The following is a 12,568-nucleotide window of genomic DNA, read 5'->3' as shown; positions in this document are numbered from 1 at the left end:
TGGGTTATTTATCCGTGGGCTGTTTCAGTTGTTGTACTTCCTGACGCAGGCTGTGCAGCTCTCGCATCAGGTCGTCCAGTGTGGCCTTGCCATCTTTTTCTTCTTGCTCGGCCTTTTCACGGGCGTGCTCATCTTCCAGCACATTGACGACAATACCAATCACCATGTTCAGGAAGGCGAAGGTGGTCAGGAAGATGAACGACAGGTAGTAAAGCCAGGACAGCGGGTAGGTGCCCATGGTTTCGTACATGACATCGGTCCAGTCCTCAAAGGTCATCACCCGGAACAGGGTTAACATACTGATGGAAATATCGCCCCACAGTTCCTCGTTGATATGCGCAAAGAAGGTCGCACCGACGGCGGCGTAGATGTAAAAAATAATAAACATCAGCAGCACAACGTAGCCCAGCTGCGGCAGTGCCCGCAGCAAGCTGTTCAGCAGGGTACGCAATTCAGGAATGATAGAAACCATCCGCAGCACCCGGAAAATACGTACCATACGGCCGAGCAAGGCCATTTCACTGTCTTCAATCGGGATCAGACTGACGATCACCACTGCGGTATCAAAAATGTTCCAACCGCTGTGGAAGAAACGGCTTTTCTGCTCGGTGGCCATAAAGCGAATGACGATTTCAAACAGGAACAGCACGGTGATGCCGAGGTCGAGCCAGCGAATAACGGTCACCACTGAGTCCGGAACCGGATAGGTGCGAGCGCCAATCAACAGGGCTGAGATCAGGATGACGGATACGATAAACCACTCGAAGGTTTTGTTATCACGCAGTCGTTGCGATGCGATTTGCAGTTGCTGAATGTTCATTGTCAGGTTCAAAAAACGAGAAAGTGAATTGGGTTGGCTGCTTTTACCTTATTGCGTCCATTGTTGCAGCAGCTTTGTTACGGGAGCTGTGTCTGGATCGCAATCTCCGTCTGACTCATGCCCTCTCGGTCGAATTTCCCACTTGGGGCAGCACGGTTGCGAAGCTGGCCTGTGGCGGTTAAATTCACCGCCAATGTAGCCCTCTGGCAGTAAATGGCTCACGCTTGAATCACTTTCGTCGATGAAAGTCGATTTCCTCTCAGATTCTCAGTTCATTCAGTTTGTTAGCGGTTACTTATCAGAAGAAAAAAATCTATTTAGCCGCTCATTGTCACTTTTCTTAAGAACTTACTTTAACTCTGCCCTGCATCGCTCGGTTGCTCCGAAGTATTTGTTTTTACTGCCTTTATCCGCTTTGTTGAAGGTTCCCCTAAGTGCTTGTGAAGTAAGGCAAATTTCGCCTCAGCCGCGGTGTCACGGGCTTGCATTGGCATAGGGGTGTTTCTATAGTGTCGAAAAGTGTCGGGTTGTGGGAAAAAAGTGGGAAAAGTGGGAATTTAAGGGCAGATTGCCTGTCCTTCTTGTCACATGATTGTCACTCTTCTGCTCGGCGCCAGGGAATACACAAAGGAATTCGTGTCGGTGATTTTATCCACGTACTCGGCAGCCTGACGGAGCCATAACCATGTTCCGCGGCATGCACCACATCAATCTGGACGCCAAAGGCCGTCTGGCTATTCCTTCGAAAGTGAGGGAAGTGCTGGAGGGCTTTTCTGCGTCCGGGCTGGTGGTCACGGTGGACAGTCAGGACCGCTGTTTGATGGTGTACCCACTGAACGAGTGGGAAGCCATTGAAGAGCAGCTCAACGATCTGCCGACGCTGAACCGGGTGTCTCGTCAGTTGAAACGTTTGCTGCTGGGGTATGCCACCGAATGTGAACCTGATGGCAGCGGCCGTATTTTGATCAGTGCCGCCTGTCGTGAATACGCCAACCTCAGCAAGGAATGTGTGCTGATGGGACAGGGCAACAAACTTGAATTGTGGGACAAGGCCAGCTGGGAAATCCGTGAAGCGGAATACCTTAGCCAGCCGGTGTCACTCGAAGATTTACCAGACGACGTACAAGGTCTTTCTCTATGAGCCTGGCTGAACTGGCACACACCACTGTGCTGTTACATGAAACCGTTGACGGATGCCTGAACGACCCTTCCGGCATTTACGTTGATGGCACCTTTGGGCGAGGTGGCCACAGTCGTCTGCTGTTGTCGAAGCTGGCGCCAGACGGTCGCCTGTTCGGCATCGACAAAGATCCGCGCGCCATTGAAACCGGCGAGCAGCTGCACGCCGAGGACAACCGCTTCGAGATTATTCGTGGCTCGTTTGCCGATATGAAAGCGGCGCTGGCCGAACGCGGAATTACCAAAATCAACGGCGTGTTGCTGGATCTTGGGGTTTCCTCACCACAGCTGGACGATGCCGAGCGTGGCTTCAGCTTTATGCGTGATGGCCCGCTGGACATGCGCATGAACCCGGATGCCGGATTGTCGGCTGCCGAGTGGGTGGCGACGACCGAAGAAAAAGAAATCGCCCGCGTACTGAAAGAGTACGGCGAAGAGCGGTTTGGCAAACGCATGGCGCGCGCCATCGTCACGCAACGTGCTCAGACCCCGATTGTGCGCACCCTGCAATTGGCCGAGCTGATCAAGGCGGCCAATCCAGCCTGGGAAAAACATAAGCACCCGGCGACCCGTGCGTTCCAGGCCATTCGTATTGCAGTGAACAACGAGCTGGGCGACCTCGAAACCATTCTGGACGACAGCGTCGACATGCTGTTGCCGGGCGGTCGCTTGTCGGTCATCAGTTTCCACTCGCTGGAAGATCGCATGGTGAAACGCTTTATCCGGGCACAGGAAAAGGGCCGTGAACTGCCACCGGGCTTGCCGGTGATGGAGGCCGATCTGGGTAAAACCATGAAACGTGTGGGCAAGGCCATTATGCCGGACGACGAAGAAGTTCAGCGTAACAGCCGCGCTCGTAGTGCCGTATTGCGTGTGGCCGAGCGTTTGGCAGACGCATGAGCAAAAGCCTCTTTCTGGTCTGGTTTGCCGTGATTGTATCGGCGCTGGTTCAGGTGGGACTCAGCCATCAGCACCGTGATCGTGTGCAGATATGGCAAAAACTGGAAAGTCGTCGGGATGCCCTGCAAGACGAGCAAACCCGACTGGTGCTGGAACTGGGCACCTTGACCAGTTACGGCCGCGTGGATCAGCGCGCCCGAACTGAACTCAACATGAAAGAACCTGTGGACATCAGGATTTTGAAACCATGACTGAAGAACAGCAAATAGCAGCTCAGGGCATCGTGCGCTGGCGGTACCGCTTGGTACTGGCAGTCATGGGCCTGCTGCTGCTTGCGATTCTGGTGCGATTGGTGATGTTGCACACGGTCGATCAACCCTTCCTGTTTGAAGAAGGTGAAAAACGCACGGTTCGTACTCAGGTGGAACCGGCCCGTCGCGGTATGATTACCGACCGGTTTGGTGAACCGCTGGCGGTCAGTACTGCCGTGGTCGACATCAGCATGAATCCGAAACTGTTCAACGCGGAGGATGCTGCCGTTCTGGCACGCAGCCTTGGCTTGAACGCCGCCAAACTCCAACAACGCATTGAAAACGCCCAATCCCGCAATCGCGGGTTTTTGTATGTTGAGCGCCAGGTACAACCGCACCTGGCCGAACGGGTGAAGGACCTTGGTCTGACCGGCTTGCAGTTTGAACAGCGCTTCCGTCGTTATTACCCGGCCGCCGAAGTAACCGCTCATGTGGTCGGACTGGTCAACATCGACAGCAACGGTCAGGAAGGGCTTGAACTGGCCTACAACGATTACCTGACCGGCAAGGGTGGACGCCGCACGGTGGTCAAGGACGGTTACGGCCGCTTGATCAAACAGGTGTCGGTCGACTCCGTGGCTGAACCGGGCAATGACCTGCGCCTGACGTTGGACCTGCGTTTGCAGTATCTGGCCTACCGCGAATTGAAATCCGCAGTACAGCAGCACCGGGCGCATTCCGGCTCTGCTGTGATGCTGGACGCCAAAACCGGCGAGGTGTTAGCGCTGGTGAATCAGCCGTCCTACAACCCCAACAACCGCGCCACGCTGAAAGCAGAAAACATGCGTAACCGCGCCATTGCCGATGTGATTGAGCCGGGCTCGACGGTCAAACCGTTCACCGTGGCAACCGCACTGGAATCCGGTAAATACACCCCGGATACCATTGTTGATACCAATCCGGGCTATCTGCGGGTCGGTCGTAAGACCGTGCGTGACCACCGCAACTACGGCGACCTCGATGTCACCGGCGTGATCACCAAATCCAGTAACGTCGGCGTTACTCTGTTGTCGGCGGATGTTGGCGCAGAAGCGCTATGGCGCACCATGACCGCCGCTGGTTTGGGTCAGGCGTCTGGTTTGGGCTTTCCGGGCGAGAGCGTCGGGGTATTGCCTTTCCCGAGCGAAATGGACCCATTGCGCCTGGCCACTCTTTCCTACGGTTACGGACTGGCGGTATCACCGTTGCAGCTGGCCCAGTCCTACACCGCCTTTACCCAACATGGCTGTCGCGAAGAAGCGACCTTGCTGATTACCGGAGCCGGTAAGGCACCGTGCCACCCGGTGATGTCGGCCAAAACCGCCAGTCAGATTCTGGCCATGCTGGAAACCGTGATTTCGCCCGTGGGTACGGGCAAACGCGCCCATGTGGACGGCTATCGGGTGGGCGGTAAAACCGGTACGGCTCACAAGGTGGGTTCTGTGGGTTACGAAGACGCCAACTACACCGCCGTGTTTGCTGGCGTAGCGCCTATTTCCGACCCGGATCTTGTGCTGGTTGTGGTGGTGGATGACCCACAGGGGCAGGAATATTACGGCGGCGAAGTGGCCGCACCGGTGTTTTCTCGCATCATGGGGCAGGCTCTGCGCCTGCGTCAGGTGGCGCCGGATGATGAGAGCAGTGTGAAGTTACAGATGGCGGGGGGACCAAAATGAAACTCTCGCAGTTGATTCAGAACGACTTCTTTGTACCACCCGAGTGGGACCGCGAATTCGGTGACATTGCCACCGACAGTCGCGATGTGCAGTTGGGTGACTTGTTTATTGCCCGAGCGGGCAGTGCCGCTCATGGCGCCGAATACATTCAGTCTGCAATTGAGCAGGGTGCTGCCGTTGTGCTGCAAGCGCCTGCCAATGACGAGGCTGGTCAGCCGCTGTTCCGCTGTGAATTCAACGCACAGGGAATCGCCGTGCCGGTATTCCGGGTTGATGATCTGGCGGTCCGATTGCCACATTGGTTGCATCGTTGTTACGACGGCGTTGCCAATATGGCGGTTTTCGGAGTGACCGGAACCAATGGCAAAAGCTCCTGTGTCAGCTATCTGGCCCAGTTGTCGACCGCGCTGAACAAGCCCTGTGGCATGTTGGGGACGCTGGGTAATGGCTTGTGGCCACGGCTGCAGCCTACCCGTAATACCACTCCGGATTTATCGGTGGTATTGCGCACGTTAGATAACATTGGCCGTGCTGGGGCAGACCGTGCGGCCATGGAAGTGTCTTCCCATGGTCTGGATCAGGGACGTGTTTTCGGGCTGCGTTTCAGCGGCGTGATGATGACCAACCTGACGCAGGATCACCTCGATTACCATGGCACCATGGAGGCCTACTTCGAGGCCAAGAAAACCCTGCTGACCAACTACGACGCCAACATCGCCGTGGTAAACACCGACTGCGAATACGGCCGTCAGTTGTTTGCCGACAGCGAGCTCCCGGCTTTGCCGATGGGCTATGGCAGTCGGGCTTCGATGGAAGCCAATGGCTTGCTGCCAGACTTCCGTGATCGTTTGGTCAGCTACGAAATTACCGAATTCACCGGCTCCGGTATTCGGGCCAATATCGACAGCCCTGGGGCAATGCCGAGTTGGTATTGCCATTACTGGGTGAGTTCAACCTGGCCAATGCGCTGGGTGCCATGACCTTGCTGGCATGCAGCGGTGAGTCGTTCTCTGAGTTGGTTGTTGCGGCCGCATCGCTGCAAGCCGTTGCCGGACGCATGGAAGTGTTTGTGCCTGCGGGTTCTGCTTCCGGGCCGGTTGCGGTGGTGGATTACGCGCATACGCCTGACGCCATCGAAACCGTTCTGACATCGCTGCAACCGTGGCAACGCCCGATCAATCTGGTGTTTGGCTGTGGTGGTGACCGTGACCGTAGCAAGCGCCCGCTGATGATGACGGCGGCGATGAATCACGCCAATCGCATCTGGCTGACCGACGACAATCCACGCAGCGAATCACCGGCGGCTATTTTTGCCGATGTGATGGCGGCGGCAGGTGCCGACGCATTTGGCATAGAGCAGCAGCACGAGCGCAAGGAGGCAATCGCCGATGCCCTCACGGTGTCTGCGGCGGAAGCGATTGTGGTGATCGCTGGCAAAGGCCATGAGGACTATCAGGAAATCAACGGCGAGCGTCGCCCTTACAGCGATATCGATGTATTGAAGTCGCTGGGTTATGTCCCTGTGGGAGATCAGCATGCTGTTTGATTTCACGCTGGCTGAGCTGGCCCAACAGCTGGGTGTGGATGTACCGCCGCAGTCTTGTCTGACGGCTACTTCAGCCGCAGAGATTGTCTTGAGCGACGTATCAACGGACACCCGTTCGATCAAGGCGGGCGATCTGTTTGTGGCACTGAAAGGTGCCAACTTCAATGGCAATAACTTTGCTGCGCAGGCGCTGGCGTCTGGTGCTGCAGCGGTACTGTTGGATGAAGCGCCAGCTGAACCCCTTGATGGCCCGTACCTGCTGTGTGAAAACGCTCAGGATGCCTACGGCGATATTGCCGGATGGCAGCGCGATGCGTTCACCGGTCCTGTGGTTGCGATGACGGGCAGCGCAGGTAAAACCACCACCAAGCAGTTGATGGCCAGTGTGTTTTCCGAGCAGTTCAATACCTGGATGACTCAGGGCAATTTGAACAACCACATTGGCGCCCCGAAAACCTTGCTGGCACTGACACCTGAACACACCGCTGCTGTGGTCGAGCTGGGTGCCAGTGGTTTGCAGGAAATTGCCTACACGGCAAAATGGGTGAAACCTGCGGTTGGTATTATTACCAATGCCAGCGAGGCTCACCTGGAAGGGTTTGGTTCGTTGCAGGGCATCGTGCAAACCAAAGGCGAATTGATCGATTTCACTTCAGACGCAGGCACCGTGGTGCTGAATGCCGACGATGCGGCGTTCGATACCTGGCGTCAGCGCGCTGGCGACCGTCGTGTTGTCAGCTTCGGATTTTCCGATTCAGCCGATGTATCCGCCCGTGACATTGAACTGTCGGTGGCGGGCAGTCGTTTCGTGCTGATCGATCGTCACACCTCATTCAGCCAAAGCGTTCGGTTGGCATTTCCCGGCAAGCACAACATTGCCAATGCCTTGGCCGTGTATGCGGCAGCGCGTGCGGTCGGTATGGACAGTGAGTCCATCGTCGCCGGTTTGCAGGCTGCGACGCCGGTATCCGGTCGAATGAAAACCGTCGCCGGGCCACGCGGCATCACCGTATTGGATGACAGCTACAACGCTAATCCAGCGTCGATTCGGGCGGCGATTGATGTACTGTCGCTGGCCGCTGACAGCTGGTTGGTATTGGGAGACATGGCAGAACTCGGCGAGGAAGCCGGGACCGCGCACAGTGACCTCGGTCGCTATGCCAAACAACAGGGAATAGGACATTTGCTCGCCACAGGTGAATTGAGCAAACGCACCGTAGCGTCGTTCGGAGACAACGGACTATGGCTGGTCGACCGCGATGCGGTGGCTGACTACATAAAACAACAGGCCCCGGATCACGCTGTCGTGCTGGTCAAGGGGTCGCGCAGCGCCGGTATGGAACAGGTTGTCCGGGCGCTGGATATTGCGGGGGAATAATCAATGTTGGTTTGGTTGGGCGAGTGGCTTGCCCAGTTGCATTCAGGGTTTGGCGTGGTCAGCTATTTGTCGCTGCGCGCTATTTTTGCCGTTATCACAGCGTTGCTGGTCGCACTGGTGATGGGGCCTTTTGTGATTCGCAAATTGCGCGAATACCAGATTGGTCAGGCGATTCGTGAAGTTGGCCCGAAATCCCATTTGAGCAAAGCCGGTACGCCAACCATGGGTGGCGTACTGATTTTGCTGTCGATCGCCATCAGCACCCTGCTGTGGGGCGATCTGGAAAACCGTTATGTCTGGGTTGTGCTGCTTTTGACACTGCTGTTTGGTGCCATTGGCTGGGTGGATGACTACCGCAAGGTGGTCGAGAAAAACTCCCGTGGTCTGCCGGGTCGTTGGAAGTACTTCTGGCAGTCGGTATTTGGTCTGGGTGCAGCGGCGTTTCTGTATTACACCGCTCAGTCTCCGGCTGAAACCCAGTTTGTGGTGCCGTTCTTCAAGGACGTGATGCCACAGTTGGGCGTGCTGTTTATTGTGCTGAGCTACTTCGTGATTGTTGGCTCCAGCAACGCGGTGAACCTTACCGATGGCCTTGATGGACTGGCGATCATGCCAACCGTGATGGTCAGTGCCGCTTTGGGCGTTTGTGCCTACCTGGCCGGTAACTTCAACTACGCCAACTACCTGCACATTCCATTTATTCCGGGTTCCGGCGAGTTGGTGGTGTTCTGCGCTGCAATCGTTGGTGCTGGTATTGGTTTCCTGTGGTTCAACACCTATCCGGCGCAAGTATTTATGGGCGATGTCGGCTCGCTGGCACTGGGTGCAGCGTTGGGCATCGTTGCCGTGATTGTGCGTATGGAAGTGGTGCTGTTCATCATGGGCGGCATTTTTGTGGCAGAGACCCTGTCGGTGATCCTGCAGGTGGCGTCGTTCAAACTCACCGGTAAGCGTATTTTCCGCATGGCACCGCTGCATCACCACTTTGAACTGAAAGGCTGGCCGGAGCCGCGCGTGATCGTGCGTTTCTGGATCGTCACAATTTTGTTGGTACTGGCCGGTCTGGCCACACTGAAGATTCGTTAAGGACCCGTAAGGGAATCCGGGCTAAGGAGCATCGGCATGACGCTGGCACAAAAAGACATCAAGCGCATGATTGTTGGACTGGGAGTATCCGGTTTGGCAACGGCACGTTTTTGTCAGCGCATGGGCTGGAACTTCGACCTCTGTGACAGTCGTGAGGGCCTGGCTAACGCGGAAGCTATTCGTCAGCAATTCCCGGATGCCCGTTTGACGCTGGGTCCACTGGACGGTGAGTTGTTCTGCAACTACCACCAGTTGATCGTCAGTCCGGGCGTGGCGCTGGCGGAACCGGCCATTCAGTACGCGCTGGGCAATCAGGTAGAAGTCGTTGGTGATGTGGAGTTATTCGCCCGCGGCATTCTTGCGCCTGTGGTTGCCATTACCGGCTCCAACGGCAAAAGCACAGTGACCACCCTGGTTCGCGACATGCTGGTCGATGCCGGTTTACGTGCCGAAATGGGCGGCAACATCGGTGTACCTGTACTCGATTTGCTGGAAGACGGTGCGGCCGACGAAGCCGATGTGTTTGTACTGGAGTTGTCGAGCTTTCAACTGGAAACCACAACCAGCCTGAAACCGCGTGCTGCCACCATTCTTAACATCAGTGAAGACCACATGGACCGCTATAAGGGGCTGGCTGATTACTGTCTGGCCAAACAGCGGGTCTATCGCGGTGCTCATGTTGCGGTGGTTAATCGGGATGATGACCTGACGCTACCAGAAGATGAAATCAGCGCCGAAACCGGCTTCACGCTGGGTGAACCACAAGGCGACGACTTTGGTTTGCAGGCGGGCGAGTTGAACGGTGTTGCTGGTGAGTGGATTGTTCGCGCCGGACTGAAGCTGATTCACAGCAGCGAAATGAAAGTGCGCGGTCGTCACAATCTGGCCAATGCCATGGCCGCACTGGCGCTGGTCGAAACGCTGGGCGTCAGCCCGGCCAAGGCGTGCCAGACACTGAAATCCTTCGGCGGCCTGGAACATCGCTGCCAGTGGGTTGGTGACGTTGGCGGAGTCAGCTACTTCAACGACTCCAAGGGCACCAATGTTGGTGCAACGCTGGCAGCCATTGACGGTTTGGCACAGACGCCAGCCAATATCTGGCTGCTCGCCGGTGGCGAAGGCAAGGGGCAGGATTTCAGCCCGTTGCAGGATGCCTGCTCTGCTGCGGTAAAGGGCGTGGCTTGCTTTGGCAAAGACGCTCCACGGTTACAGCAAACGCTGGCTGAAGTGGCTAAAACCGCGTCGTTCGAGACCATGGATCAGGCGTTTGCCTGGGCTCAGCAACAGGCCGAATGCGGCGATATTGTGTTGCTGTCGCCAGCCTGTGCCAGTCTGGATCAATTCCGCAACTACCACGTTCGCGGTGAGCATTTCTGCTCGCTGGTCGGGGAGGTGCTGAGTGGCGGCTAACTGGCTGACGCGTTTGCAATGGCAAACACGCGATGCTCATTTCCTGCCCTGGCTGATTCTGATGTTGCTGGGCTGGATGATGGTGGCATCGGCGTCGACCGGTATTGCTGAAAAGCTGACGGGCAACACCTTCTACTTCACCATTCGCCACGGTGTCTATCTGCTGTTGGGCGCGGTGGCCATGCTGGGGGCCAGCTGTGTGCCGCTGCAACGCTGGCGCAAGTTGGAAGTTCCCATGCTGGCGATTGCCGGGCTGGGACTGGTACTGGTGTTGATTCCCGGTGTCGGTCACGAGGTGAACGGCAGCCGGCGTTGGCTGAACTTTGTGGTGATCAAGGTGCAGGCGTCAGAGCTGGCCAAGGTCGCTGCGGTGTTCTATGTCGCTGGGTATTTACTTCGCCGCCTGCCCGAAGTGCGAGAGAGCTTCTGGGGGTTTGTTAAACCTTTGTTCATTTTGATGGCAATGGTGTTCCTGCTGCTGATGGAGCCTGACTTTGGTGCCGCCGTCGTGGTGCTGGGGGCGGCGATGATCCAGCTATTTTTGGGCGGTGTTAAAGCTGGCCAGTATTTTTTGCTGATCATAGGTGCGGTGGTGCTGTCGGTGATTGCGGTGACTTCGGAAGAATGGCGCGTCGCCCGTTTGATGGCCTATCTCGATCCCTGGGCACCTGAACACGTGTACGGTACGGGCTATCAGTTGACCCAGTCGCTGATCGCTTTTGGTCGTGGTGACTGGTTTGGTGTGGGGCTGGGCGAAAGCATTCAGAAGCTGTTTTACCTGCCGGAAGCGCACACCGATTTTGTGTTTGCCATCTGGGCCGAAGAAACCGGTTTGTTTGGCGGCGTTGTCGCCATCGGCATGCTGACCTGGCTGCTGTACCGCATCTGGCAAACGGTGTGGATTGCGCAGCGCAACGGGCATTTGTATGGCGCCTACATCGCCACGGGAATTGGCTCGATTCTGGCGCTGCAAATGGCCATCAACCTTGGCGTAAACACCGGGTTATTACCCACCAAAGGTTTGACGCTGCCGTTTTTCAGTTACGGCGGCAGCAGCTTGTTACTGGCCTGCGTGATGGTGGGCATTGTGATGCGGGTTCGCCATGAGTGCCTGAACCCGGAAAACGAAGAATCTGCCGCTCAAGATGAGGCGGCAACTGCATGATGGAGTCTGGGGTGTCGAAACAAGGGCAAGGTAAAACAGCGCTGATGATGGCGGCCGGAACCGGCGGGCATGTATTCCCGGCGTTGGCGGTTGCTCGCGCCTTGCGTGAACGCGGTTACGAGGTTCATTGGTTGGGTACGCCCAACGGCATGGAGCAAAACCTGGTCCCGAAAGACAACATTCCACTGCATGCAGTTGATATCAAAGGTCTGCGTGGCAAAGGCATCGCGGGCTTACTGGTTGCGCCATGGCGTATTTTCAAGGCGACCATGCAGTCGTTACGTATTATCCGCTCCATCAAGGCCGAGATTGTGATCGGTTTTGGCGGTTACATAGCGGGACCGGGCGGTGTTGCTGCTCGTTTGGCCGGTTTGCCATTGGTCGTGCATGAGCAAAATGCGCTGGCTGGTATGACCAACAAACTGCTGAACCGCATTGCGCACGTCAGCTTGCAGGCGTTTCCGAACGCTTTGCCGAACGCCATTACGGTCGGTAATCCGGTGCGACAGGACGTGGTCGATTTGCCGCAAGCGCCAGTGCCTGCGCAGCGCAAACTGAATGTTCTGGTGGTTGGTGGCAGTCTTGGTGCCAGGGCTCTGAACGATGCGGTGCTGGCCTGCTGGAAGCAGTGGCCGCAAGCGCAACGCCCAAACCTGCGCCATCAGGTTGGCAAACGAGATGAAGAACGGATGTTGGCTGAGTATGCCGAGTCCGACGTGGTGGCTGACGTATCTGCGTTTATCGATGATATGGCGGCAGCTTACGAGTGGGCCGATTTGCTGGTGTGTCGCTCGGGTGCCCTGACGGTATCCGAGATTGCGGCGGCGGGTAAACCATCGATTCTGGTGCCATTCCCGTTCGCGGTGGATGACCACCAAACCGCTAACGCCCGTTATCTGGCGGATGCTGGCGCGGCCATGATTCGTCAGCAAAAAGAATTAACGCCTGAATGGCTGTTGCAAACCCTGCAGTCGCTGGATAACCAGCGCGAAGCATTACAGGAGATGGCCAGTCAGAGCCGCAAGCAGGCCAAGGTGTCTGCTACCGAACTGACGGTCGAACAGATTGAGAGGTTAATCCGTGAGTAATATCCCTTCCACCCAGCCGCAGGCCAACGC

The 12,568-nt window shown here is 56.6% G+C and carries 12 protein-coding genes; 11 read left to right on the top strand and 1 reads right to left on the bottom strand.

Annotated elements, in window-relative coordinates:
• Positions 1-4: 4 nt before the first annotated feature.
• Positions 5-820 carry an ion transporter gene (locus tag ACXADJ_RS10330; protein ID WP_475065464.1) on the bottom strand — a complete coding sequence of 272 codons (816 nt, stop codon included), beginning with the start codon at positions 818-820 and terminating at the stop codon, positions 5-7.
• 685 nt (positions 821-1,505) lie between these two features.
• Here ACXADJ_RS10330 and mraZ point away from each other — a divergent pair.
• The 11 genes from mraZ to murG are packed head-to-tail and all read left to right on the top strand — an operon-like array spanning position 1,506 to position 12,538.
• Complete coding sequence (gene mraZ / locus ACXADJ_RS10325) at positions 1,506-1,961, top strand: division/cell wall cluster transcriptional repressor MraZ (protein ID WP_475065460.1); 456 nt, start codon at positions 1,506-1,508, stop codon at positions 1,959-1,961.
• Positions 1,958-2,899 (top strand): 16S rRNA (cytosine(1402)-N(4))-methyltransferase RsmH, encoded by a 942-nt coding sequence (rsmH, locus tag ACXADJ_RS10320; protein ID WP_475065456.1) that lies wholly within the window; start codon positions 1,958-1,960, stop codon positions 2,897-2,899. The genes mraZ and rsmH overlap by 4 nt, the downstream gene beginning before the upstream one ends.
• Positions 2,896-3,150 (top strand): cell division protein FtsL, encoded by a 255-nt coding sequence (gene ftsL, locus ACXADJ_RS10315; protein WP_028294696.1) that lies wholly within the window; start codon positions 2,896-2,898, stop codon positions 3,148-3,150. Before rsmH ends, ftsL begins: the two co-directional genes overlap by 4 nt.
• Complete coding sequence (locus ACXADJ_RS10310; protein ID WP_475065451.1) at positions 3,147-4,865, top strand: peptidoglycan D,D-transpeptidase FtsI family protein; 1,719 nt, start codon at positions 3,147-3,149, stop codon at positions 4,863-4,865. Before ftsL ends, ACXADJ_RS10310 begins: the two co-directional genes overlap by 4 nt.
• Positions 4,862-5,845 carry a Mur ligase family protein gene (locus ACXADJ_RS10305; protein ID WP_475065448.1) on the top strand — a complete coding sequence of 328 codons (984 nt, stop codon included), beginning with the start codon at positions 4,862-4,864 and terminating at the stop codon, positions 5,843-5,845. The genes ACXADJ_RS10310 and ACXADJ_RS10305 overlap by 4 nt, the downstream gene beginning before the upstream one ends.
• A complete protein-coding gene (locus ACXADJ_RS10300; protein WP_475065446.1) occupies positions 5,797-6,411 on the top strand; it encodes a glutamate ligase domain-containing protein in 615 nt (204 codons plus the stop codon). Before ACXADJ_RS10305 ends, ACXADJ_RS10300 begins: the two co-directional genes overlap by 49 nt.
• Positions 6,401-7,789, top strand: coding sequence for a UDP-N-acetylmuramoyl-tripeptide--D-alanyl-D-alanine ligase (locus ACXADJ_RS10295; protein ID WP_475065444.1), 1,389 nt, complete (start codon positions 6,401-6,403; stop codon positions 7,787-7,789). Before ACXADJ_RS10300 ends, ACXADJ_RS10295 begins: the two co-directional genes overlap by 11 nt.
• A 3-nt stretch (positions 7,790-7,792) precedes the next feature.
• On the top strand, positions 7,793-8,875 hold the full coding sequence (mraY, locus tag ACXADJ_RS10290) for a phospho-N-acetylmuramoyl-pentapeptide-transferase (protein WP_028294699.1): 1,083 nt from the start codon (positions 7,793-7,795) through the stop codon (positions 8,873-8,875).
• A 36-nt stretch (positions 8,876-8,911) separates the two neighbouring features.
• Positions 8,912-10,285 (top strand): UDP-N-acetylmuramoyl-L-alanine--D-glutamate ligase, encoded by a 1,374-nt coding sequence (gene murD / locus ACXADJ_RS10285; protein WP_475065438.1) that lies wholly within the window; start codon positions 8,912-8,914, stop codon positions 10,283-10,285.
• Complete coding sequence (gene ftsW / locus ACXADJ_RS10280; protein ID WP_475065434.1) at positions 10,275-11,450, top strand: putative lipid II flippase FtsW; 1,176 nt, start codon at positions 10,275-10,277, stop codon at positions 11,448-11,450. The genes murD and ftsW overlap by 11 nt, the downstream gene beginning before the upstream one ends.
• Entirely contained in the window at positions 11,447-12,538 is a 1,092-nt protein-coding gene (gene murG / locus ACXADJ_RS10275; RefSeq protein ID WP_475065430.1) for an undecaprenyldiphospho-muramoylpentapeptide beta-N-acetylglucosaminyltransferase, read from the top strand. The genes ftsW and murG overlap by 4 nt, the downstream gene beginning before the upstream one ends.
• Positions 12,539-12,568: the final 30 nt, after the last annotated feature.

The sequence above is a fragment of the Oceanobacter sp. ABM4_470 genome, assembly GCF_056158645.1.
This window is presented reverse-complemented; position numbering and strand designations above follow the sequence as displayed.

Excerpts from the sequence above, each read along its gene's own strand:
- ACXADJ_RS10330 (WP_475065464.1), bottom strand. The coding sequence starts at position 820 with ATGAACATTCAGCAACTGCAAATCGCATCGCAACGACTGCGTGATAAC.
- mraZ (WP_475065460.1), top strand. The coding sequence starts at position 1,506 with ATGTTCCGCGGCATGCACCACATCAATCTGGACGCCAAAGGCCGTCTG.
- rsmH (WP_475065456.1), top strand. The coding sequence starts at position 1,958 with ATGAGCCTGGCTGAACTGGCACACACCACTGTGCTGTTACATGAAACC.
- ftsL (WP_028294696.1), top strand. The coding sequence starts at position 2,896 with ATGAGCAAAAGCCTCTTTCTGGTCTGGTTTGCCGTGATTGTATCGGCG.
- ACXADJ_RS10310 (WP_475065451.1), top strand. The coding sequence starts at position 3,147 with ATGACTGAAGAACAGCAAATAGCAGCTCAGGGCATCGTGCGCTGGCGG.
- ACXADJ_RS10305 (WP_475065448.1), top strand. The coding sequence starts at position 4,862 with ATGAAACTCTCGCAGTTGATTCAGAACGACTTCTTTGTACCACCCGAG.
- ACXADJ_RS10295 (WP_475065444.1), top strand. The coding sequence starts at position 6,401 with ATGCTGTTTGATTTCACGCTGGCTGAGCTGGCCCAACAGCTGGGTGTG.
- mraY (WP_028294699.1), top strand. The coding sequence starts at position 7,793 with ATGTTGGTTTGGTTGGGCGAGTGGCTTGCCCAGTTGCATTCAGGGTTT.
- murD (WP_475065438.1), top strand. The coding sequence starts at position 8,912 with ATGACGCTGGCACAAAAAGACATCAAGCGCATGATTGTTGGACTGGGA.
- murG (WP_475065430.1), top strand. The coding sequence starts at position 11,447 with ATGATGGAGTCTGGGGTGTCGAAACAAGGGCAAGGTAAAACAGCGCTG.